Below are 23,833 nucleotides of genomic sequence, written 5' to 3'. Positions count from 1 at the left end.
TTAGATGTGTTGATAAAAATAATAGATAAATTGAAATTACATCTTTTTTTCCTAAGTTTAATAGTTTTTATCGGGACAAACAGAATTAACAATCGCTCTCAGTGCCTTATTCCAAAACGTTTTTCACACCGAACTTAGGTAACAAAGGGCAAGGGGTAAGGGACATTCAATTGATTAATTAATTATCTATGATCTCTGGGATTGTCTTGATTTCCTGTTTGTAATTTATTTTCTGGGTTAAAGGCGGAAATATTGCCCCTAGAGTTGGCATAGGGTAAGGATTGATGATTTAATAATGCTTGTAAATTTTCCTCAAAGATGGTAAAAGGTTGCTCTCCAATGGTATCTGCGATCGCATCTCCGTTTTCATTAAAAAATACAAAGTGAGGAATACCGTCAACGCCATAGTTAAGGATTTCGGGTAGCCATTTGCTATTATCCACATTGAGCATGACAAAATTGATTTTATCCTCAAAATTGTCTTTGAGTTGGGCTAAGTCTCCTGCCATCGCCTGACAACTGGTACACCAATTGGCATAAAATTCCACTAGGCTAGGTTTACCATTATTTAAGGCAATGTCTAAGTTGGTTGCTTTTTGAGCTTGGGCTTCAAGGGATTGACTACTTACTTTTGTTTGTGATGCAAAGACTAAAGTAATGGCGAGTGCGATCGCAACTAAAGCAATTACAAGATTGCGAATTTTGTTAACAGTATTAGGGCTATCAGTCATGGTTTTTAGTTTAATCAATTCATTTATTTAGTTTTCATCTATTATCCATTGGTAGATTAGATCTAACAACCAAAGATAAAAAATTACTCGGGCAGAGTTTGAGCTAAAATAAAACTCGCAATTAATTTTGTTCATCAAAAGCAAATATCAATTTTATTGGTGACATTGAGGAGTAATGCTAGATTTCCCCCCTCTGGGCAAACAAAAGCCCCCCAAAATTTTCCATAAACCCTATTTGACTTTTTTTTTGATTATCGGGTTAACTTTCGGATTGCTTAATCCTCTGGGATTGTCAAAAAATCAGTCTTTACAAGCTCAAACTATTCCCGTTAGAGCATCTTGGCGACAAGCCTCTTTTCCTGTCGAAAATTTTCAGGCTTATACTTCTGGTTTTGGCTATCGTATTCACCCTGTCACTGGACAAAGACAATTTCACGGTGGTTTAGATTTAGCCGCTCCCCTAGGAAGTTATGTTCGTAGTTGGTGGGGTGGGCAAATTATTCACTTATCCGATCATACTGCTTGTGGTACGATGATTAAAATTCGCTCTGGTAATTGGACTCATGTTTATTGTCACTTAATGGGTAGTGTGGAACAAACTTCTCAAGGATTAGTCTTGCTTGATCGTTCTGGCGGTATTATTCTTCGACAAGGGCAAAACGTCCCTTCTGGGGCAAGAATTGGTAGAGTTGGCATGACAGGAAGAACCACCGGCCCCCATTTACATTGGGAATTAAGATATAAAGGCGATCGCATCGATCCCGCCGACATTCTTAGACAAATGTTTGCTCAAAGAACCTAAAATATACTAATTTACTTATTCTAAATAAATCAAAAAAGAACAAAAAAACTATTGACATAAAAATAAAATTTTGTTATAATTATTTTATAGAGATATAGCCACCTTTTTCTTGACCCGTAGCGGTCAGGGAGGGGTGGCTCTTGTCTTTTTTGATAGGTTACTTATAGTAATTCAAACAAATAATCATCTAAGTCATAACCGAAAATTTGTGTCATCGCTTTGAGGCGAGAATTGGTTTTGATGCCTTGTTGTTTTAACCAACGATGTAGAATAAAAGTTTTCTGCATTATCCATATATCAAGGGCTTCCTGATTATATTGTATTCCCTCACTACGATTAAACTGATGAGGTACTAACATCGCTACATAACGGGCTAATTCTCCTTCTCTCCAATTAAGACAAAAAGGCAACCATGGATAAAGACTATCTAAGGCAATAAACCACAACCTTACCTCTGAAATTTCCGATAATTCACGAGGATCAGTTTCCTCACGGGCATAATCAATTTGAAAAGTGATTTCTTGTTCTAAATTAAGAATTTCAGAAGATTTATCAAATTTTTCAATCACATTAACAACAGGAGATAAATCTAATTGGTGAATTTGAGTTTGATTAATTTTAATAATAGTAGTCATAAAAATTGACAGATTTTTAATTAGTAATTATCGTATAAATAACAAAACTTATCGTTTTTTGAACGAAATAAAATGAAAGTATTAGTAAGTGATTTTGATGGTGTGATTTGTAATGGATTATTAGAATATTTTTATTCTAGTAAATTAGTTTATCAGAAAATTTGGCAAACAAGAGAAATTAATTGGCAATTATTACAGGAAAAATTTAATATTTTGCGTCCTGTGGTAGAAACAGGCTGGGAAATGCCTTTACTTTTAAGAACTTTAATTGACGAAGGAGAAACTGTTGATAATATTTTAAATCATTGGCAAGTAATTAGAGAAAAGGCTATAAAAACTATAGAAAAAGAAGGAATAACCATTAAAACTCTGATAAAAACTTTGGATGAAGTGCGACAAAAACAAATTGAGGAAAATTTGCAAAATTGGCTTAATTTACATAGTTTTTATGAGGGCATAATTCCACATATAAAGAAGTTAATCAACGAGGGTATCAAAATATATATTGTTACTACTAAATCTGAAACATTTACCAGAAAATTATTAGAAAAACAGGAAATATTTTTACCTTCAGTAGCGATTATTGGCAAAGAAGCAAAATGCCCTAAATATGAAACCATACGCTCTATTATTGATATTGAAAAAGTTAATCCTCAGGAAGTTTACTTTATTGAAGATAGACTTGAAGCCCTAGAATTAGTTTATCAACAATCTGATTTACAAAGTGTAAAATTATTTTTAGCCAGTTGGGGTTATAACACCGATTATGTTAGAAAAAAAGCAAAAAATTTATCTCATATTCAGTTATTATCTTTAGATAAGTGGCGTAATCTAAAATAATTTAATTTATATAGCACTGCTACATTATTTGTAAAAAATAAACCATAAAAAAAATACTAAGATACTATCATCTTTCCCTTTTTTGACAAGATAATTAATTCAAATCAGGTAAAATTTTTAGAAATAATAGTTCTCAGTTTTTATTAAAATTTTATTAGATTCGGTGATAAGCTAAATAATATTTGTCCCAATGCTAAACCTCCATCATTAATAGGTACTTTTTTTGAATAGTAAACTTGAAAACTATTTTTTCTTAAGTTATCAATTGTATTCTCTAAGAGATATTTATTTTGAAAACAACCTCCTGCTAAAATAATATTTTTGAGTCTAACTTTTTCCGCAATAGTTGATATAATTTTAATTAAAGTTTGATGAAATTTTACGGAAATATAATTGATTGATTGCTTATCAAGATATTCTTTAACAATATTTCTAACGATACTTTCCCAATAAATATAATTACATTTATCTGCATTATATTGCCAACTAAAAGGATAAGTTTCTGTGGTTGTGATGTCATTAGTTAAATATTCTAATTCCATTGCAGCTTGTCCTTCAAATGTTATTATTTCTCTCGGTTTTAATAAGCAGGAAATACCATCAAATAAACGTCCCACACTAGATGTTAACGGGCTATTTATTTGCCTAACTAACATTTTTTTTAAAATAGCTAATTCTTGAGTGCTAAAATATTGATTGATTTTTAATTTATTAATGATCATTTCTAAATTGTTTTCTGCTTTAAATACTTGAAATAATAAGGCTAGTGTAATTCTTTTTGGCTCAATTATTGCTTTTTCTCCTCCTAATAATGGAAAAGGTGAAAATGTTGCAATTCTTTGGATTTTTTCTTCTGTAATTAAAAAAAACTCTCCCCCCCAAATAGTTTTATCTAAGCCATATCCTGTGCCATCCCATGCTATTGCTAATAAGGGTAATTTTAAATTATGTTCAGCAATAACACTATAAATATGGGCAATATGATGTTGTACTTGTACTAGAGAAATAGAATTTTTTATATCCTCATTTTTACTGAGTTTTTCTTCTTTATAAAATTTATTAATTATTGTTTTTGCGTATCTAGTTGAGTAATAATCTGGATGCGAATCGCAGGTTATCAAATCTGGTGTAATTTGATAAATATTCTTTAATTTTTGGGTAGTATTATTTAATAATTCTTCATTTTCTAGGTTATCTAAATTACCTAAATATTGACTGAGAAAAACTTTATTATCTATCTTAAGTGCGATCGCACTTTTTAAGTGTCCTCCTAATGCTAAAATATTTTTATTATGGGCTATGTTTTGATTATTAAGAGCAATAGATAAGGGAGCATAACCTCTAGCACAACGAAGAATAACAGCTTGATTGTCAACAACTCTGACAATAGAATCATCTATAGGAGAAAAAATAGGGCGATTGTGAACTAAAAAGTAATCAGCAATGGAATTTAATTTAACTAAAGCCTCTGTTTCATCAATACAAATAGGCTCACTTTGACGATTTCCGCTAGTAGCAATAATGGGAAAATTTAACTCTGCTAATAATAAATGATGCAAAGGCGTATAGGGCAACATTATACCTAAATAAGGGTTATTAGGGGTAATTTCTGAACAAATCAAACTAAGACTATTTTCTTTTTTTCTTCTTAGTAAAACAATAGGAGAAGCTGAAGATAATAATATTTTTTTTTCTAAGGAAGAAACATAACAATCTTGAGTAATTTTATCGAAATTAGGATACATTAAAGCAAAGGGTTTATCAGGTCTATTTTTTAATTGTCTTAATTTATTTACTGCTGATTTATTCCTAGAATCAACGACTAAATGAAATCCTCCTAAGCCCTTAATTGCTAAAATTTTACCTTGTTTTATTAACTCACAAGTTATTTTTAAGGCTTGATCAAATTTAGCTAATATTTCTCCTTTGTGATTCCATAATTCTAAATGAGGTCCACACTTTTCACAGGCATTGGGTTGAGCATGAAAACGTCTATCAAGGGGATTTTTATACTCTTTCTCACATTCTTCACACATCTTAAATTTATTCATTGTTGTAAAGATGCGATCATAAGGTAACTTTTTAATTATAGAGTAACGACAACCACAATTAGTACAATTAATAAAAGGATAACGATAGCGACGATTTTGAGAATCAAATAACTCTTTTAAGCAATCATTACAAGCACTTAAATCTGGTAAAATATTCGCAGAAATATGTTTATTTACTCTTTTAGAATCTCTAATTATAAATGATTTATAGCCAACAAAATTTAAAGGGTTAATTACTAAGTTTTCAATATAGGATTGTTTAGGTTTTTCTTGGTGAATTTTAGCAATAAATAAATTAAGTGTTTCGGGGCTACACTCTATGTGAATTGTCACTCCTTCAGAGGAATTATTTATCCAACCGTTAATATTTAATTTATGTGCCAATTGATAAATAAAAGGGCGAAATCCTATTCCTTGCACTAAACCGCTTATTTTGATTTCATATCTACTTAAACTCATATATAACAGATGTAATCTCAGGTTGGGGCTGGTTTCAGGGGCATTGGTGAATTAAGCGACGATTTTTAGTTTAATTCGAGAATAGGGAATGATAAGTGAGCGAGTAAAATTAATTGTATGTTTACCTTAAGAAAGGCAACGATTAACGAAGTATTTACAAGATTTGGATTAATTTTAAAATATACAATCTATTTTGTCTAGGCACTTAATAATATTTTGAGTGTTAGATATTTTTAGTGATTCAACAATGTTTAATACCACAATTAAACAACCTCAGATTCTGATAAATGCGATATTAAATTACTGTGGTTTTTATTATGCTTATTTTATGTAAATAATTATACCAATTATTCATTCCATTTCCCTTACGAGAAGATACCATAAAAATTTTAGCTTGAGGGGCAATTTGATGAATATTTTTAAGAGCCAATTCTTGGTTAAATTCTACTGCTTCTGCTATATCTATTTTGTTAATAATTACCACATCTGCACTTTTAAATAAGGTAGGATATTTTAAGGGTTTATCTTCTCCTTCTGTCACGGATAATAAAGCAATTCTTTTATTTTCTCCTAAATCGTAAGCAGAGGGGCAAACTAAGTTACCGACATTTTCAATCATCAATAATTGACAATTATCTAAATTAATTTCTTTTAAGGCTTGACGAATCATCTCAGCTTCTAAATGACATATATTACCTGTGGTAATTTGCACAACTTGAGCAGAAGTTTGTTTTAATCTTTGGGCATCATTATCTGTTGCTAAATCTCCCACTATAACGGCACTTTTATAAATATTTTTTAAATCGGTTAAAGTCTTTTGAATAAAAGTTGTTTTTCCTGAACCAGGGGAAGATAAAATGTTAAAAGTATAAATATTTTTCTGCTTGAATAAATCTCGACAATGATTGGCAATATGATTATTTTTTGAAAGAATATCTTGATGAATATTTAAGGTTTTTAATTGATGTTGATATTCGATTTTATTATTAATTTTAACTATATCAGGAGTGACACTACATCCGCAATCAGTACACATATTAGTCAAAATTTACTTAAATTAACTATACTTTTATTTTATCTATAAAATTAGATATTTGATGTTAAAAAATATTGAGTATTTAATTTAATTTTCTATTTCTAATGAACTTAATTGTATTTCTTTTCCTTGTAAAATATGATGGCTTAATTGATGACAGAAAGGACATTCAAAAATATATTGAAGAGGAGGATAAAATTTATCTTCGCAAGATTGACAATAACAACAAACAGGGATATTTTCGATTTTTAAAATTGCATTTTCAGCAATGGTATTTTTAGTAATCACATCAAAAGCAAATTCTAGTGCCGAAGGAATCACCCCAGATAATTCTCCTATTTTCAAGGAAATCTGTTTAATACTTTTTGCCCTTTCTCGCTTTGCGTAATTAATTGCTATTTCGAGGGTAGATTCCATAATGCTTAATTCGTGCATGATTTTAGTACCACATTGTATAGCTAGTTTCGTTAAATATTACCTATTAGTAAAAAAAGGTAAATCCCTTTACTGTCATGAATAAGCAAAAGTAAAAGGGCAAGGGGCAATCATTTGAGTTCGGAGTTAAGATTTAAGATAAAAAAGAAATTTCCCCCAATACCCCAATGCCCTAACACCCTAATTAACTTTTACTCATTACTTAATTATTTATCTCAATTATGCTGTTACTAAAACTTTATTGTTAGTTTTTCCTTTGCTAACTTTTTCTCTCAACACTACTAATAAAGCATCAAGATTGGCTTTAGCATCACCGAAGAGCATTTTTGTATTTTCCTTATAAAATAAGGGATTATCCACTCCAGCATAACCTGTGGCTAAACTACGTTTCATCACAATACTATTTTCTGCTTTCCACACTTCTAATACAGGCATACCTGCGATCGCACTATTGGGGTCTTCTAAAGCGCTAGGATTAACAGTATCATTAGCTCCAATGACTAAAACCACGTCAGTATCGGGAAAATCCTCGTTAATTTCATCCATTTCTAATACAATGTCATAGGGAACTTTTGCTTCTGCTAACAATACATTCATGTGACCAGGTAAACGTCCTGCTACGGGGTGAATACCAAAACGGACATTAATTTTGCGATCGCGCAGTATCTTGGTAATTTCAGAAACCGCCTGTTGTGCCTGAGCAACAGCCATACCATAACCGGGGGTAATGATGACATTTTTAGCACTAACTAATAAATCGGCAACTTCTTCCACATTAGTAGCGACGGCTTCTCCCACTTCTTGTTTTTGAACAGAATTATTCTTATTAGAGCTTCCTTCGCCAAATCCTCCTAGAATAACACTAATAAAAGAACGATTCATCGCTTTACACATGATATAACTTAAAATCGCCCCACTACTACCCACCAAAGCACCAGTAATAATTAATAAATCATTATTGAGCATAAAACCTGCTGCGGCGGCGGCCCATCCAGAATAACTATTTAACATAGAGATAACCACTGGCATATCTGCCCCACCAATAGCGGCGACAAGATGGATTCCCAACAAACAGGCAATACCCGTCATAATGAGGAGAGGTTGTAAGCCAAATTCAGAGTGAAGGAAATCATAACCCAAATAAATGGTTGCGCCTAACATTCCTATATTTAGTAGATGTCTAGCAGGTAACATCAAAGGTTTTGAACTAATAATTGCTCTTAATTTACCAAAAGCGACAATTGAACCAGTAAAAGTAACCGCACCGATAAATACTCCCACATAAATCTCTATTTGATGAATAAAGGCTTCTGCACCCACTAATCCCGATTCAGGTTGTAAGTAATTGCCTACCCCCACTAAAACGGCGGCTAAACCGACAAAACTGTGTAAAATTGCCACTAACTCTGGCATTGCCGTCATGGCCACTCTACTGGCTAAGATTGCCCCAATTATTACCGCAGGAATAATTGCCCCTATCAACGTGGTATAGTTTGTTACTTGTGGACTAAAGGCTGTGGCAATAAATGCGATCGCCATTCCTGAAATTCCGTATATATTACCTTTGGGGGCAGTTTCTTGATTAGATAACCCTGCTAGACTAAGAATAAACAAAGCACTAGCACCAATATACGCTACTGTAATTAAATTCTGACTCATAAAGATTGATTTGTAGCTATTTACATTCAAGAATTATTTTTTTCTCTACTATCAGGTTATAAAATTTATCGGGGTTCAATTGTTAAGAATGTTTTAAAAGTAAAAAGGGCAATAATTTGAGTTCGGAGTTCGGAGTTCGGAGTTAAGATTTAAGATAAAAAAGAAATTTCCCCCCAATACCCTAATCCCCCTAACTAATCTCAGGGCTGTTTCAAAGTAGAAATACAAAAACGCTAAAACTATTGCCAGTAAAAGAATATAGGGTTTTAGAGCTTTGAGGATTAAGAAGTAGTTAAAAATGTTGAGATTATCAATTTATAACCATAAACCATTAAAAACTATTGCAAGAGTGCCTATTCCCCATTCCCTGCCTTAACCAGAAAATTTGAAAATGAAACAGCCCTGCCTAACTAATCTCCCCTTATCTAGCCATGAATTTTTAGTCTTAAAATGCGTAATAATTTCTCAAACTCTTGGGGTAAAGGTGCGATCGCTTCTAAAGTATTATTAGTGATAGGATGAGTTAAAGTAAGACGAAAAGCGTGTAGGGCTTGTCCTGTAAGATTGACTCCTACAGATTTACCATGAGAATATAAAGGATCTCCGATGATAGGATGTCCTATATGGCTACTATGTACCCTAATTTGGTGAGTTCTGCCTGTTTCTAGTTGATACTGAATTAAGCTATAATTACCGATTCTTTCTTTTAATAGCCAATGGGTAACAGCAGGTTTTCCTCCCTTTTCCTCCGATAAAATTGCCATTTTTTTGCGATCGCATGGATGTCTGCCGATGGGTAAATCCACGATACCGCTTGAAACAGAAGGAGAACCATAAACAACCCCTAAATACTCTCTTTTTGCTGTTTTTGCCTTGATTTGACCCTGTAAATGGTGTAAAACTGGCTCTGTTTTAGCTACTACCATCGCCCCTGTTGTGTCTTTGTCTAGTCTATGAACTATACCAGGACGTTCAACACCACCAATACCCTTTAAATCAGGACAATGGGATAATAAAGCATTTACTAAAGTTCCCTGACTATGACCCGGTGCTGGATGTACCACAAAGTTAGCAGGTTTATTGATAATGAGTAAATATTCATCTTCATAAAGAATATCTAGGGGGATAGCTTCGGGGATAAGATGAGAAGAAACAGGAGGCGGTATTCTAACTATTACTTCATCTCCTGCTTTTAATATGGTTTTCTTACTCTCACATACTTGCTCATTAACGATAACTTGTCCTTCACTAATGAGTTTTTGTAGGCGCGATCGAGATATACTGTCGATATTGTCTCCTAACCAAACATCAATTCTAATTCCTCCTTTATCGACAACTAATTTTTGTTGGTACTGCTCACTTGTCATTCTCAGCTTAAATTTATTTCTCAAAATACTTATGTGGTTATGTCCAAAGCATAACACTAACTGGTGTTGGAGAGTTAGGAGTTATTAATTATCAACTATTTGCCTTAACACAATCGTAAAAGTCGATCGCGCAGTGTGGTTAAACCATGACGTTGTTGGGCAGAAATAAAAACCGCTTGGGGATATTTTTCCTTGGCAATGGTTAAATGTTCACTGTTTGCCTTATCTATTTTGTTGAGGACAATTAATTCTAAGGATGGGGCTAGAGGCATTTGGGCAAGAATTGCTTTAACAGATTCAATATGACTTTCCCAAGCAGGATGAGACAAGTCCACAACGTGTAATAGTGCATCCGCTTCGGTTACTTCTTCAAGGGTTGCTCGAAAGGAATCCACAAGGGGAGGGGGCAATTCATGGATAAAACCCACGGTATCGGTCATTAACAATGTGGTTGTATCAGATGTGTTAGGGTCTGTAATAGTCAATCTTCTGGTGGTGGGGTCTAAGGTAGCAAATAATTGATCTGCGGTGTAAACATCGGCGTTGGTAAGGGTGTTAATTAAAGTAGATTTTCCTGCATTGGTATAACCGACAATGGCAACGCTAGTTATTTCATGGGCTTGTCTTTGTTGACGCAGTCTCGAGCGGTGGGATTGCAGTTGGTTTACTTCTTGTTGTAGTCTGGTGATTCTTTTTTGAATAGCCCTTCTTTCTGTTTCTAATTTTGTTTCACCAGGGCCTCTAGTGCCGATACCGCCACCTAATCGAGACATGGCTTGTCCTCTTCCTGTCAGTCTGGGTAACATATATTCTAATTGGGCTAATTCTACTTGTAATTTACCTGCCCTTGACTGAGCTCTCTGGGCAAATATATCTAAGATTACTTCGGTGCGATCGACCACTCTGACTCCTAACTGTAACTCTAAATTGCGTACCTGAGCGGGGGACAAATCCCGATCAAATACCACTAAATTTGCTCCTAATGTTTGTACCTGTAGGGCGATTTCTTCCACCTTTCCAGCACCTACAAGGGTTTGAGGATGAGGGTGAGAGCGTTTCTGCTCGATGGTGGCTAAGACTTTTCCTCCTGCACTATCTACCAGTAGGGCTAATTCTTGCAGATTATCTTGGAATTTTTGTTCGTCTCTATCTCCTGTTTGTAAACCCACTAATAAAACTCTTTCTTGTTGGGGTGAAACTTCTTGAGCAATAAATTCTCGGCTAAATTCTGCTTCTAAGTTAGTAACTAAATCGAGAAAATCTTGTTCGACTATATCATCTAAAGATTGCGGAGGTGATACATCCCAATAATTATCAGTATCTTTGAGGGGTAGCAAATGGCATAAATAGGCTTTATCCACAAATCCCCTAGCCCCTCCTCCTTTACGGATTATTCCTTGTCCTGTGAGGGTTAATATAACTAAAGCATCTAGTCTTTGTCTTACCATTGCGGTTAAACTGGCCTCACCCGGCGGTGTGGGTTTTAATGAGGTGCTTAAACAACGAATCCCTGACAGTCTTAGCTCACCGTAACGGGGCAATTCTAGGGGAGGAATTTGGGTTTGACGGGGCGTACCGACTCCCACTCTCATGACTTGGCCACGGCGATTTAGATATACGCTCAGGGGTTGTTTTAACTCGGTGGACAGGGCGGCTATTCTTTCGGCGAGGTCAATGGTAGAGATGCGATCGCCGCTTATTCTTTGATGATATAGTTTTTGTAACTGTTTGAGTTGGTTAGGTTTTAATCCTTGTAAGTTTCCGTAAATTGTTTCGATAGACATTAACTATTAATAATTGGTATATTGGTGGGATTATATTCGCCCTGATATATAAAATCTATCAAATTATTTATTTTCTGTTATGTCAACCATTGGCCTAAAACCTGATACCTGCTCTTAATCTTCACATAAAATTTATATCACCATTGTTTCGGTAATTTCTGTAATTTCTTCCACCGAAAGAGGTTGTATCTCAAAATGACATTGAAAACACTCGGCGGCGGCTTCTACCAAAACATTGACTATCTTTGGCATAATTAAACCACTAGGTATATTGATTTGAGGCGGAGATGAATTAAATACTTGTTCATATAGAGTGCGGTAAGTTAGTGGTGCTGTGCGATCGCACTTTACCATCATTGAACCATGTTGTAAAAGATATTTACCTTGTCTTAACTGAGCACTCCCAATAAATTTATTACCCTCATCATCCATTAAATCTGCATTAGTAGCTAAGGAAAAACAATTTGCTGAATTTAAGTACTTTTGTTTGGGCTTCCCTAAATGAAGAGATAAACCCAACTTTTCCCACCCTAAAATTAGAAATTGACAAATTTCCTCGTAAGTTTCTATGACAGTGCCTTGAGAATAGGAAGTAACAACACTATAAGTTAAATCCCCTAAGTGTAAAACCCCTCTGCCTCCTGTGGGGCGTTTAACAATTTCTAAGGGTTGATTTTCATAGGTTAAATTTTGCCAATGGGAAGGAATATGTTTTTTTTGGCTAACCCCGATAGAAATAGCAGGGGGATTCCATGTATAAAACCTGAGAGATGGAGTAGTATTTTTTTCTTTGTGTTGCTGAAGCAACCAAAGGTCGATCGCCATTTGTAGTTTCCCACTAGCACAAAATAAAGGAATTAATCGCCAGACAGGTTTTTGATTAAGAAACATTTTCGAGATTAGAGACACAGATAAGTTTCTATCTATTCTAAGTGGAATTACTTACTTTTTTATCTTAGTTCTGAGAAAATTAGAGTATTAATATTTTCCGCACTCTATGCTTGTTTTATTCTTAAAATCAAGACTTGATAAGGTTACAGAATGTTTAATTCAATCTAGTTAAAAAGACCTCATAATAATCTCATAACTTCAATGGGATCACTATAGTTTAAAATACTTTTATTTGAGTAGTACATAGTCTAAATATTAATAATTGCCGATGGAATTGTTTGCTGAAATTTTCCCTATTCAACTAAAATCTTTACCCAAGTTTTCCACTTATTCAATCGCAACTATGACATCAGAAAATAAAGATAAAGTGGGTAGAAAACTTCAATATCAATTACAAAAAAATTTCTCTGGTCATTGGTATTGGGATAGAATAAATCAATGTTTAATTACTGATTCTCCTCAACAGGAGGCTAAATTTAATGATTTCATCACTCTACTTTGGCAAAGTAAAGATGATATTTTTAAAAACTCTCTACAATCAATAATCCCCAATGATAAAATAACTCCATCCCATCAAGGTATAGCTGACTTCGTAGCTCATAGCTTACTAGGGGATATTAATCCTAATATCAGAGAAATCCTGAAGAAATTTATTCAAAATAAAGGCAAATATACTATTACCTATGAATGTGAGAAATATGGTTATGTTGTCAATAATCATCCCTCTGTCTCTATTTCTCTTAAATCAAGACTAGGCTATAAAGAAACACTAAAAGACTACTTAAGTAAGATCGAGAATAAAAATGAAATATTAGGACTTCACGTTACAGACATAACAAAACCAGATTTTCAATCCGCTATGACAATAACTTCTATCATCGGCAGATTAGGGGAAAATAATAATCGACAAAGACTCTTAAGTTATTCCATCAGCGATAGAATGCGGCGTATTATTACAGAAGCTAATGATCAAGAATTAATTGTGGAAACTAATAATCTTTATCATTATGTAGTAAATGCTTTGAAAATCAGAATTTATAATCAAGATTATGAACGACTAAAAATTAGTGAAAAGTTACAAATTACTTCGGATAAAAGAATAAAATTTCTTATTCCCATTATTGAACTAATTAAAAAAACTAATTTGGTGGGCAACGCTTACGCTTCTAGTCGTCATCAGCATTTATTTCTCACTCAAGACAAGCTCAATTATTCTCCTAAATTACTTTTTGCTAATAATCATCAAGATAACAAAAATGTCTTTAATTCTGTGAAAAAATTTGGAGTTTATAAACCTTCTCAAAATCAGAAGATAAGAATTGGAATTTTAAATACTGTACCTAATTTGAACTTAGATGATTTAAGAAGTAATATTAGAAAAAATTTGGGAAAAGAGGGCTTAGGCTATGAGTTAAACTTAGCAGGGGAAGAAAATATACATAGTCTTAGTCGATTTAATTTAGAAAGTGCGATCGAGAGATTAAAAGAAAGAAAACCGAATATTATTCTAGCAATTATTAAAGGAAAAATAGAAGGAAAAAACAATGAGCGGACTCTTTACGAAGAGTTTAAACATCTTACCTTAAAAAATGACATTCCTAGTCAGGTAATTAGACCAGAAACTATCAACAATGAATATGCTTTGAAAAACATTTTACTAGGAATTTTAGCCAAAACAGGAACTATACCCTATATTTTGGCTCATCCACTCAAATATGCAGATTTTGTTATAGGTTTAGATGTTTCTCGTCAGAAAAAACGTGCTTTGTCAGGCACTATCAACAGTGCTGCTATGGCGAGAATTTATTTTAATAATGGCGAACTATTACGATATAGTATCCGTGATGCGATGCTAGAAGGAGAAATAATTCCTAGTCATATTCTACAAGACATGTTTCCCGTTAAAGAATTTTCTAATAAAACAATTGTCATTCATCGTGATGGCAGACTACCTCTTCAGGAAAAAGAATCATTATTAGCATGGGGTAAGGATATTAACGCCACTTTTTATTTTGTGGAAATTATTAAAAATGGTAATCCTCGCTTATATGCTAGGGAAGATAGTAAAACAAAAAATGCTCCAAAAGGTAGTATTTTTAAATTAAGTGAAACAGAGGCCTTATTAGTCTCATCAGATTTCTCCGCTAATATGGGCACACCACGTCCGCTAAAAATTCGTACTCATCCTCCTTTTCCCCTAGAATCTGCCCTGCATTCTGTTTTATCTTTAACTTTACTCCATTATGGTTCAGAACGCCCTCCTAGGCTACCTGTTACGACTTATTATGCCGATAAAATCTCTACTCTAGCCTCAAGGGGATTACGCCCTCATGCTACAGATGGAAGTGTACCATTTTGGCTGTAATAAACAACCTAAGTTCAATAACATATTACTCATTACTTATTATTCCCCCTCATGGGTAAAGAGAAAAGACTGTTTAAAGATATGATGATTAGGTATTCACAATTTTTTGGAGCAGTCCAAATGAAGAAAAGTTTATCAAGAAACAGTAGATTAATCCTATCGACAATTTTACTTTTATTAATTGCAACTCCTGCATATGCTCACCATGCTATGGGAGGAGAAACACCCAATAGTTTTTTTGCCGGATTTATGTCTGGTTTAGCCCATCCTATCATTGGATTAGATCATTTAGCCTTTGTGGTGGGAGTGGGATTTTTAGCTAGTTTCTTTTCTTTGGGTATGACTATACCTTTAAGTTTTGTTTTAACTTCCATTTTAGGTACAGTTATACACTTAATGAGTATTGATTTACCCTTACCAGAATTAATTATTTCTCTATCTGTTTTTGTGACAGGTATCCTTTTAACCAGAGACAGAATTTTACCTCAATTTGTGGTGGTAAGTTTAGCTATAGTTGCAGGTATTTTTCATGGTTATGCCTATGGAGAAAGCATTATTGGAGCGCAAACAACACCCTTAATATCCTATTTAGCAGGTTTTGCTATTATTCAGAGTTTTATTAGTTTCACGGCTTATCAATTAGGAAAATATTGGCAAAAGAATTCTTCATCTGCCTTGAATCTCAAATTTGTAGGTTATCTTCTCTGCGGTATGGGTATTATTTTTACTGCTGGATTTTTCGGTGTATAAGTTTCACTCAATCTAAATATTAAGTTGCGTTAAGTTTTTCAACACTGCCCTCACTACCCCAATCCAATAATTCCATCTTATTTTTTTTCGGTAAAACGGTTAAAATAATTTAGCGATTAGCTGAAACTAATTCTATAACTATAATGTTTGTTCCTCTAGTTAGTGCGATTCTTGCCATCATAATTTCTGTTGCTAGTTTTTATTTATTGCAGGGTAAATTTCCTTTTATTTCTGATAATTTATCCAAAGTAGTAGAAAAAAATAAATTAATTTTTATCGGCTTAAATCTTATGGCTTTTGCCTTATTTTTAGGCTTAGTAGGATATTGGTTAAAACTTGGTGGTAATTTTCGCTACATCAGATTATTAGTAATAATCGTTGGTTTAATTTGTGTTAAAATACCTCTAGCAAGAAACATCAATTTATTCCCAAATATCAATCCTTTTCTTAAAAGAATTATTACCATTAATAACTCTCAGGCTTTACAAATTTTTGCGGGAGTAATTGTTTGTTTTTTAGCTTTAAAAAGCATTGTGGCGGTGGATTGGCCTAATGGCGATAGTTGGATGTATCAGTTACCTTTTGCCGCTCGTTTTTGGGGCTTGGTTTCTCCTCAAGAATATGTTTTTGAAGTTGAAAGAGAACCTTTTTACAATACTTCTACTATGTTGCCCAATATTTTGCAGGGTTTTTTTTGGTGGTTGTTTGGTTTAGAGCGTCCTCAAGGGGCAAATTTAGTTAGTTTTTTTAGTTTCATTGGTTATCTTATTTTTGTTAAAAATTATCTGAAAATTCCTTACTATTTATCATCTTTAGCTTTATTAGCTGTTCCTTTATTTCATATTGCTGTTACCAGTGCTTATGTAGATTTATTTACTAATATTGGTTTTTCTATTACTATTATAATTACCTACTTATTTTTTATTAAAGAAGATTTTATTAAACCTAAAAATATTATTGTTTTTATCATTGGTGGATTCATTGCCGCTAACAGTAAATATCTTTTAGTTCCTCCTTTATTTTTATTAATTTTGGTGGTTTTGGCTAGAATTTTATGGTTAATTTTTTATCGCTTTAATCCTGTCAATAAAGTAAAAAATATTGTCAAATTATTAATAATTAGTTTCGCTTCTGGGTTATTAATTTTCGCAACGGAGGTTAAAAATTTATGGTTTTATCAAAATCCTTTTTATCCTTTAAAAGTTTCTCTTTTTGGCTATGAATTAAACCACACAGTTGTACCTAGTTCTACTTATATGGCAGATGCGATCGCATCTATGTCTCCAATTCAAAGATGGATATTTTCTCTGTTGGAAATAGGTGCTTTTGATGAGCGTCGCCCTTGGCCTTGGACTATTGCGATGGATTATGTACCCTTGGAAGCAGATAGTTTTGGCATGGGTGGATACTTCGCTTTTTATGTAATATTTAACTTGATTTTATTTGCGTTTTTATGTAAGAAAAATAACCCAGAAACTAGAACGGCTTTAATATTTATAATTATTTTAAGTTTGATAACACCATTTTTACCTTTTGCTTATCAATTACGTTATTATATGTACTGGATAATAGTGTTAATTTCCTTAAATTTATACTTATTAATTAATCATTATTCTATTACTAAAAATAAATGGCTAAAACCTGAAAATTATGGTTATGTTGCCACAATGGTGTTAATGATTTTTGCTATTTTAACTCGTTGGGACTTTACTTATCCTAATGCTATGTCATTAGAGAAATTCATGAGTAGTCGAGTTGATCAAGAAATTATTGCAGATATTAAAGAAAATGAAGAAGTTTGTTTAGTGGGTTTTACCCCTCTAACTTTTCTTTATAACTCTAGTTTCCATGAGGGAAGAAATTACTCTGTGAAAGCTGAATTTAATCTCAGCAAGGAAGAGGTAAGGGAAAAATGTGATTCTCGCCGTATTATTCGCAAGGAGTAAAAAGGGCAAAGGTAAATAGGGAATAGGGAATAGGGAATAGGCAATGGTTTAAGAATTAAGAATTAATAACTCCTAACTCCGAACTCAGGTTAATTTCTGCTTAGTTTAAAGATTCTAAAACGATTTGTAAACGGTTTTTATCTACTCCTTTTTGATGAAGTAATGACCATGTTTGTAATAAATCTGGCCCATGTAATTCTCCTGTTAAACCAACACGAAGCGATCGCATCACTAAACCTTTTTTAACTTTTAAATCCTTAGTTATTTGTTTAATAATAGCATTAGCAGAGTCAATGGTTAAATCTTCATTTAGGCTATTAATAACTTGCTCTAAAACTTCTTTTACCCCAACAGAATGGATAAATTCTTGGGCTTCTGAGGATAAAGAAAAATCATTATTAAAAAATAATTGGGCTTCTTTTACAGCATCAGTTAAACGAGTTAAACTAGGGGCAATTAAAGCGGTAATTTCTAATAACCAATTTTCATCAGTATCAAGATTAAATTGATAACCAGCTTCTTGCCAATAAGGAGTTATTAAAGGTAATAAATCCTCCGCAGACATTTGATGAAGATATTGACTATTAATCCAATCTAGTTTATCCCAGTCAAACTTTGCCCCCGCTTTATTCACCCTTTCTAAACTAAACTTAGTCGCCGCCTCATCAAGGGTAAAAATTTCCTCTCCATCTGGGGAAGTCCATCCCAATAAAGTCATATAATTAGCAATAGCAGGAGCGACAAAACCCATTTTCCGAAAATCATCAATGGAAGTAACCCCATCTCGCTTAGACAGTTTTTTGCCTTCAGAGTTCAAAATTAGGGGAGTATGAGCAAATTCTGGCACTTTTCCCTCTAAGGCTTGATATAACAAAATCTGTTTCGCTGTATTGGCAATATGATCTTCTCCTCGAATTACATGAGTAATATTTATGTCTATATCATCCACCACTACCGCTAAATTATACAACGGTTGTCCGAAGCGATCGCCCTCTTTTTCAGGCATTCGGGCAATAACCATATCCCCCCCTAAATCGCTACCCTGCCACGTCACAGAGCCTCTGATTAAGTCTTTCCAGACAATTTGTTGAGAATCATCAATTTTGAATCTAATCACAGGTTTACGCCCTTGAGCCTCAAATTCTGCCATTTCTTCAGGGGTTAAATTGCGGTGACGATTATCATAACGAGGGGCTTGATTATTAGCTTTTTGTTGCTCTCTCATTGCCTCTAATTCTTCGGGAGTGCAATAGCAGGGATAAGCCAACCCCTTATCCAATAAAGTTTGAATAGCTTGACGATATAAGTCTAATCTTTCTGTTTGAAAAAAAGGACCTTCATCCCAATTTAATCCTAACCATTGTAAGCCCGATTTAATATTTTCAGTATATTCAGCCTTAGAGCGTTCTAAATCCGTATCTTCTACTCTTAGGATAAACGAACCTTGATGACGATGGGCAAATAACCAATTAAAAACTGCTGTGCGCGCTGTGCCGATATGTAAATTACCTGTGGGAGATGGTGCAATTCTAACTCTAACGGACATAAAATTTAACAATCATAAATATTTCTTGCAGTCTTCTATTCTATCGAAATCACCGTGTTGGAGTGTCAGGTTTCAGGTATCAGAGTTTTGGGGTATTGGGGAGAAACGAGTTAGGAGTTAGGAGTTAGGAGTTAGGAGTTATTAATTCTTAAACCATTGCCTATTCCCTATTCCCTATTCCCTATTCCCTATTTACCTTTGCCCTTTGCCCTTTTTACTTTGCCCCTTCCCTTTTTACTCTGGTTTTGCCATTACAATTTTATTCTTACCACTATTTTTCGCTTGATATAAGGCTTGATCAGCTATACTTATCATTCTTTCGTAGTCGCTATTTAATGAAGGAATCATGGTTACTATCCCTAAACTAAGGGTAATAACTTCATTGGTAGGGGAATATTCATGAATAATTTGTAATTCTCTAATATTTTTCTGAATTAATTTAGCTAAATTGATAGCTTTTTGAGGAGAAGTATTGGGTAAGATTATCGCAAATTCTTCTCCGCCATATCTGGCTACTAATTCTCCTGCCCTTTTGACGCTTCTACTAATTCCTTGGGCAATTTGATATAAACATTCATCTCCTTGAGGATGTCCATAATTATCATTATAGGCTTTGAAATTATCCACATCCGCAATAATTAGGGTTAATGGCTGTTGTTGTCTTTGGTGTCTTTGCCATTCATTGGCTATAATTTCATCAAACTGTCTTCTATTTGCGATCGCAGTTAATGCGTCTATTTTAGCAAGAGATTCTAATTGCAACTCCATTTTTTTTCTGCGGGTAATATCTCTAATGGTAACGGAGAAACCATCTCCCAATTTAGTGGCGATGTAATGATACCAACGACTCTGATTATTGTGTTTAAAGCAAATATCCTCTGCTAAAACTCCCCCATTATCAACAACATCTACAAGTTTACTAAATAAATTAGGATCAATTTTTGACATTATTTTTTTGCCTACCAATTTACCGACTAAGTCATCTCGATGACGATTAATAATTTTGGCAAATACAGGATTAACCACCAAACAGCGAAAATCGTCAATATGGGTGCTAAAAGGTTTTCTCACTGCTTGTAAGGCAACAATTCCATCTAAAGAGGTATTTAAAATACTGGCTAATAATGCTCGTGATTGATATAGTATCTCCTCTGTTTCTTTTCTTTTTTCTATTTCTTGTTGTAGTAATTTTTTCTGTTTTTGAATAGTTAATTGATTATTAATTCTAGCAATGACTTCTTCAATTTGAAATGGCTTAGTTATATAATCTACTGCTCCCATTTGAAAGGCTTTTACTTTGTCAAAAACTTCATTTAAAGCACTAATAAAAATAATAGGAATTGACTTTGTTTCTGGATCTTCTTTCAGAATTTGACATACTTGATAACCGTCCATTTCTGGCATTTTAATATCTAATAAAATTAAGTCTGGAGGACTCGATTTTATCGACCTTAAAGCAACTTTTCCGCTTAGTGCTTTTCTCACATTATAATTACTATGAGTTAGAATATTAGCTAATACTTTAATATTTTCAGCAATATCATCTACTATTAATAAATCATAGGTTTCTCTATCTAACATATCTATTTGTAGCAATTATATTTTAGTGGTGTTAATTTTTTGGTGATAAAATAAATGGTATCTTAACTCGATTCGGGATAAAATTTATTGACCAGAACAGAATGTCATGTTTAAGTGTATGGTTAACAAAAAAGGTCAATAGTCCACATTTCATAAATGATTTAGGACTACTATATATTTTTCCCATTATTTTTGATTTTTTAGGAGATTAATTTTCAGAAATAGAGAAAAAAACACTTGTTAAAAATTATAAATTAAATTTCGTCAATTAAAGTAGTGATTCGATCGAACTCTAAAGAGTCAACAATATTTTTTAATCCTTGAATTAAAGACTGATGAGAGTCTGGTATTTCTTGAATTAAGTCTAATATTAATTGCTCATCTAAATCAATACTAGCTTTATATAATTTTTTTAACCAGTCTTGAGGCATAACCACAAAATCCTTTGCTGTTAATTCCGAGATAATTTCTGTAGATTGATTTTCTTCTATTTGTTCATAAATAAAGTTGATTCCTAAATGTTTGCTTAACATTGAAAATATAGTTTCTTGTCGAAAGGGCTTACGCACAAAATCATCGCAACCAGCCGATAAAATAATCGCTTTTTCCTCCTCTAAAACACTAGCAGTAACAGCAATAATAGCTGTAGCATTACCTTTAGTTGTACCCTTAATAATTTTTGTGGCTTCATAACCATCCATAATGGGCATTCTCATATCCATAAAAATTAGATGAGGCTGCCATGTTTCCCAAATTTTTACTGCCTGTTTTCCATTATTTGCCTCTTTTAATTCAAAGCCAAAGGGTTGTAATAATTTAACTAATAGTTGGCAGTTGATTTCTTTATCATCTACTATCAATATTTTATATATTTTTTCATTGGTTTCAATACCAACTACTTGGGGCATTATCTGATTTGATTTAACTTCATAGTCTGGTATTATTTCAGTTTGAACCGTAAAAGAAAAAATACTACCTACATTTTCCTCGCTACTAACTTTGATATTACCCCCCATTAACTCAACAAATTTTTTGCTAATAGATAATCCTAAACCTGTACCTTCATTGACTTCTTTTCCTGATTTTGTTTGAGTAAAAGGTTGAAATAAAGTAGCTAATTCTTGGTGTTTAATTCCTTTTCCTGTATCTCTAATTATAAATAATAATTCTACTTTGTTTTCACTATTATTAAGTTTATTTATTGTTCCCTGAAGAGAAACTCCTCCCTCTTCTGTAAATTTAATGGCATTACTGACTAAATTAATAATTATTTGTCGTAATTTAGGTGCATCAGTTTTAATAAATTGAGGTAAGTTATCCAGTTTTTCAAAAATTAAATGTATGCCTTTTTTTTCTGCTTTGTATTTAAAAATATCTTCAATTTCATCTAATAGTTTATATAAATCGATATTCTCTTTATTCAAAGTAATTTTCCCTGCTTCAATCTTTGATAGGTCTAAAATATTATTAATTAAAGTTAATAGGTGTTCTCCACTACGATTAATTATTTCTATACTTTCTTGATGTTCTTCTGGTAATGTGGGAGATTTACGCATAATTTGGGCAAATCCAAGAATTGCATTGAGGGGGGTGCGCAATTCGTGGCTCATATTCGCTAAAAATTCACTCTTGGCTTGATTCGCTACTTCTGCTTTATCTTTTGCCTCTGACAGTTTTTTTGTTCTATCTTTGACTTTTTCTTCTAAGTTTTGTACTAATTCCTGTATCTCACTTGTCATTTCGTTAAATGCGATAGCTAAATGTCCTAATTCATCTCGACGTTTTAAAATAATCGGAGATTGATGATTTCCTTTTTGAAAATTGCTCAAGGCGCGATCGAGTAGTAAGATAGGTTTTGTAATGTAGTTAGTAGTCCATAAAGCAAGAAAAAGAGCAATTAAAAGGATAAAAAACCAAATTAAAATAGTTAATCTTGTATTAGCTTCAATGTCTCCTACTAAGTCTTGTTTCGGAATTAAAATTAGAATATACCAAGGTTCGGTTAGATAATTATTGTAGGGAAAAGCCTGAATAAAATAATATTGATTATCTAATTTAACTTGCCAAAATTGTGATTCTTTTAAATTACTTAAAGAGCTAAATTTTTTATTTATATTAGTAGATAATTGTCTAATTTTTTCATGTTGACTATTTTCTAAACTAATCCTTTCTGGTAATTGATCAATTTTTTTTGCATCGGGATTCGCAATAAAAAATGGTTTTTCTAGGGAACTAGCCACTAAATAATTATCACCATCTACAATAATAATTTCTCCTGTTTTACTAATTGATAAATCTCGTAAAAAATTACTAATTAAAGATAGTAATAAATCGCTAAATAAAACTCCTTCTAATTGATTCTCTTGGTTATAAATAGGCACAACAGCAGAAATTGCAAGGCGAGGAGTGCCTTGATAAATAAAAACATCACTCCATGTTGCTTCTCTCGCTTCAACAGCTTTTTGATACCAAGGTCTTTGTTGATTAATAAAATTAGGAATAACTGTTTTTTGAGCTATTTTATTACCTTTTTTATCCAGATTATAAATTTTTAAATTGTAAGGTGAAGAATCATCCATTATATTAATTTCTATTTGTTTATCATCTAATCTTTCTACTCCTATTAAGTTTCCTGTCTCTGTAGCATAACCAATAAAACCAATATTAGGAAATTGATTAATCTGATACCAAAGATATTTTTCCATTAAAGAAAAGTTATCAAAATCAATAATTCCTAGTTCACGATTATCTAAATTAATTTGATTAATTGATAAAGGGGTTGATAAATATTCAGTTAATTGCTCACTAACTTTTTCGTTAATTTCTCCTTGTAATTTTTGTGCTAATTTTTCCATTGCTTTATTGCTATTTCGAAAGGAAATATAGCCAAACAAGCCCATTGCACTAATCATGGGCAGAATAAATAATAAAATAATACGTGAGCGTAAAGACATA

General features: G+C 32.9%; 17 protein-coding genes. 5 read left to right on the top strand and 12 right to left on the bottom strand.

The features are described from left to right. Positions 1 to 182: 182 nt before the first annotated feature. Positions 183 to 731 carry a thioredoxin family protein gene (locus Dongsha4_RS12515; protein WP_330202704.1) on the bottom strand — a complete coding sequence of 183 codons (549 nt, stop codon included), beginning with the start codon at positions 729 to 731 and terminating at the stop codon, positions 183 to 185. Between the two features lie 175 nt (positions 732 to 906). Here Dongsha4_RS12515 and Dongsha4_RS12510 point away from each other — a divergent pair, with 175 nt between their 5' ends. Further along, the gene (locus tag Dongsha4_RS12510) at positions 907 to 1,533 is read left to right on the top strand and encodes a M23 family metallopeptidase (RefSeq protein ID WP_330202703.1); all 627 of its coding nucleotides are present in this window, start codon (positions 907 to 909) and stop codon (positions 1,531 to 1,533) included. 161 nt (positions 1,534 to 1,694) lie between these two features. Here Dongsha4_RS12510 and Dongsha4_RS12505 read toward each other — a convergent pair whose 3' ends face one another. Then, positions 1,695 to 2,168 (bottom strand): CRR6 family NdhI maturation factor, encoded by a 474-nt coding sequence (locus tag Dongsha4_RS12505; protein WP_330202702.1) that lies wholly within the window; start codon positions 2,166 to 2,168, stop codon positions 1,695 to 1,697. Positions 2,169 to 2,240: 72 nt separating this feature from the next. On the opposite strand from Dongsha4_RS12505, the gene Dongsha4_RS12500 reads away from it, so the two are divergent. Beyond that, a complete protein-coding gene (locus Dongsha4_RS12500) occupies positions 2,241 to 3,008 on the top strand; it encodes an HAD family hydrolase (RefSeq protein ID WP_330202701.1) in 768 nt (255 codons plus the stop codon). Positions 3,009 to 3,151: 143 nt separating this feature from the next. Here the strand turns inward: Dongsha4_RS12500 and hypF are convergent, their stop codons facing one another. The 7 genes from hypF to Dongsha4_RS12465 all read right to left on the bottom strand — a co-directional run bounded on the left by hypF (position 3,152) and on the right by Dongsha4_RS12465 (position 12,690). Beyond that, positions 3,152 to 5,518 (bottom strand): carbamoyltransferase HypF, encoded by a 2,367-nt coding sequence (hypF, locus tag Dongsha4_RS12495; protein ID WP_330202700.1) that lies wholly within the window; start codon positions 5,516 to 5,518, stop codon positions 3,152 to 3,154. Between the two features lie 295 nt (positions 5,519 to 5,813). Beyond that, complete coding sequence (gene hypB, locus Dongsha4_RS12490; protein WP_330202699.1) at positions 5,814 to 6,554, bottom strand: hydrogenase nickel incorporation protein HypB; 741 nt, start codon at positions 6,552 to 6,554, stop codon at positions 5,814 to 5,816. 87 nt (positions 6,555 to 6,641) lie between these two features. Then, a complete protein-coding gene (gene hypA, locus Dongsha4_RS12485; RefSeq protein ID WP_330202698.1) occupies positions 6,642 to 6,989 on the bottom strand; it encodes a hydrogenase maturation nickel metallochaperone HypA in 348 nt (115 codons plus the stop codon). Positions 6,990 to 7,208: 219 nt separating this feature from the next. Further along, positions 7,209 to 8,648, bottom strand: a complete 1,440-nt coding sequence (gene pntB / locus Dongsha4_RS12480) for a Re/Si-specific NAD(P)(+) transhydrogenase subunit beta (protein WP_330202697.1) — start codon at positions 8,646 to 8,648, stop codon at positions 7,209 to 7,211. Positions 8,649 to 9,073: 425 nt separating this feature from the next. Continuing rightward, the gene (locus Dongsha4_RS12475; RefSeq protein WP_330202696.1) at positions 9,074 to 10,015 is read right to left on the bottom strand and encodes an RluA family pseudouridine synthase; all 942 of its coding nucleotides are present in this window, start codon (positions 10,013 to 10,015) and stop codon (positions 9,074 to 9,076) included. A gap of 104 nt (positions 10,016 to 10,119) precedes the next feature. After that, entirely contained in the window at positions 10,120 to 11,799 is a 1,680-nt protein-coding gene (gene hflX / locus Dongsha4_RS12470; protein WP_330202695.1) for a GTPase HflX, read from the bottom strand. Between the two features lie 132 nt (positions 11,800 to 11,931). Next, positions 11,932 to 12,690, bottom strand: coding sequence for a biotin/lipoate A/B protein ligase family protein (locus Dongsha4_RS12465; protein WP_330202694.1), 759 nt, complete (start codon positions 12,688 to 12,690; stop codon positions 11,932 to 11,934). Between the two features lie 343 nt (positions 12,691 to 13,033). Between Dongsha4_RS12465 and Dongsha4_RS12460 the strand changes: the two genes are divergently transcribed. The 3 genes from Dongsha4_RS12460 (at position 13,034) to Dongsha4_RS12450 (ending at position 17,751) form a co-directional block, all read left to right on the top strand. Further along, positions 13,034 to 15,055 (top strand): Piwi domain-containing protein, encoded by a 2,022-nt coding sequence (locus Dongsha4_RS12460; protein WP_330202693.1) that lies wholly within the window; start codon positions 13,034 to 13,036, stop codon positions 15,053 to 15,055. Positions 15,056 to 15,175: 120 nt separating this feature from the next. Further along, entirely contained in the window at positions 15,176 to 15,805 is a 630-nt protein-coding gene (locus tag Dongsha4_RS12455; RefSeq protein WP_330202692.1) for a HupE/UreJ family protein, read from the top strand. Positions 15,806 to 15,948: 143 nt separating this feature from the next. After that, positions 15,949 to 17,751, top strand: a complete 1,803-nt coding sequence (locus Dongsha4_RS12450; RefSeq protein ID WP_330202691.1) for a hypothetical protein — start codon at positions 15,949 to 15,951, stop codon at positions 17,749 to 17,751. 100 nt (positions 17,752 to 17,851) lie between these two features. Here Dongsha4_RS12450 and gltX read toward each other — a convergent pair whose 3' ends face one another. The 3 genes from gltX to Dongsha4_RS12435 form a co-directional block, all read right to left on the bottom strand. Then, a complete protein-coding gene (gene gltX, locus Dongsha4_RS12445; protein ID WP_330202690.1) occupies positions 17,852 to 19,297 on the bottom strand; it encodes a glutamate--tRNA ligase in 1,446 nt (481 codons plus the stop codon). Between the two features lie 234 nt (positions 19,298 to 19,531). Continuing rightward, complete coding sequence (locus Dongsha4_RS12440) at positions 19,532 to 20,878, bottom strand: diguanylate cyclase domain-containing protein (RefSeq protein ID WP_330202689.1); 1,347 nt, start codon at positions 20,876 to 20,878, stop codon at positions 19,532 to 19,534. A 254-nt stretch (positions 20,879 to 21,132) separates the two neighbouring features. Further along, the gene (locus Dongsha4_RS12435) at positions 21,133 to 23,832 is read right to left on the bottom strand and encodes a hybrid sensor histidine kinase/response regulator (RefSeq protein ID WP_330202688.1); all 2,700 of its coding nucleotides are present in this window, start codon (positions 23,830 to 23,832) and stop codon (positions 21,133 to 21,135) included. Position 23,833: the final 1 nt, after the last annotated feature.

The sequence above is a fragment of the Cyanobacterium sp. Dongsha4 genome (genome assembly GCF_036345015.1).
In the GTDB taxonomy this organism is placed as follows: Bacteria; Cyanobacteriota; Cyanobacteriia; order Cyanobacteriales; family Cyanobacteriaceae; genus PCC-10605.
Note: the sequence above shows the minus strand (reverse complement) of the source record. Positions and strands in the feature narration are given on the sequence as shown.

Excerpts from the sequence above, each read along its gene's own strand:
- Dongsha4_RS12515 (WP_330202704.1), bottom strand. The coding sequence starts at position 731 with ATGACTGATAGCCCTAATACTGTTAACAAAATTCGCAATCTTGTAATT.
- Dongsha4_RS12510 (WP_330202703.1), top strand. The coding sequence starts at position 907 with ATGCTAGATTTCCCCCCTCTGGGCAAACAAAAGCCCCCCAAAATTTTC.
- Dongsha4_RS12505 (WP_330202702.1), bottom strand. The coding sequence starts at position 2,168 with ATGACTACTATTATTAAAATTAATCAAACTCAAATTCACCAATTAGAT.
- Dongsha4_RS12500 (WP_330202701.1), top strand. The coding sequence starts at position 2,241 with ATGAAAGTATTAGTAAGTGATTTTGATGGTGTGATTTGTAATGGATTA.
- hypF (WP_330202700.1), bottom strand. The coding sequence starts at position 5,518 with ATGAGTTTAAGTAGATATGAAATCAAAATAAGCGGTTTAGTGCAAGGA.
- hypB (WP_330202699.1), bottom strand. The coding sequence starts at position 6,554 with ATGTGTACTGATTGCGGATGTAGTGTCACTCCTGATATAGTTAAAATT.
- hypA (WP_330202698.1), bottom strand. The coding sequence starts at position 6,989 with ATGCACGAATTAAGCATTATGGAATCTACCCTCGAAATAGCAATTAAT.
- pntB (WP_330202697.1), bottom strand. The coding sequence starts at position 8,648 with ATGAGTCAGAATTTAATTACAGTAGCGTATATTGGTGCTAGTGCTTTG.
- Dongsha4_RS12475 (WP_330202696.1), bottom strand. The coding sequence starts at position 10,015 with ATGACAAGTGAGCAGTACCAACAAAAATTAGTTGTCGATAAAGGAGGA.
- hflX (WP_330202695.1), bottom strand. The coding sequence starts at position 11,799 with ATGTCTATCGAAACAATTTACGGAAACTTACAAGGATTAAAACCTAAC.
- Dongsha4_RS12465 (WP_330202694.1), bottom strand. The coding sequence starts at position 12,690 with ATGTTTCTTAATCAAAAACCTGTCTGGCGATTAATTCCTTTATTTTGT.
- Dongsha4_RS12460 (WP_330202693.1), top strand. The coding sequence starts at position 13,034 with ATGACATCAGAAAATAAAGATAAAGTGGGTAGAAAACTTCAATATCAA.
- Dongsha4_RS12455 (WP_330202692.1), top strand. The coding sequence starts at position 15,176 with ATGAAGAAAAGTTTATCAAGAAACAGTAGATTAATCCTATCGACAATT.
- Dongsha4_RS12450 (WP_330202691.1), top strand. The coding sequence starts at position 15,949 with ATGTTTGTTCCTCTAGTTAGTGCGATTCTTGCCATCATAATTTCTGTT.
- gltX (WP_330202690.1), bottom strand. The coding sequence starts at position 19,297 with ATGTCCGTTAGAGTTAGAATTGCACCATCTCCCACAGGTAATTTACAT.
- Dongsha4_RS12440 (WP_330202689.1), bottom strand. The coding sequence starts at position 20,878 with ATGTTAGATAGAGAAACCTATGATTTATTAATAGTAGATGATATTGCT.
- Dongsha4_RS12435 (WP_330202688.1), bottom strand. The coding sequence starts at position 23,832 with ATGTCTTTACGCTCACGTATTATTTTATTATTTATTCTGCCCATGATT.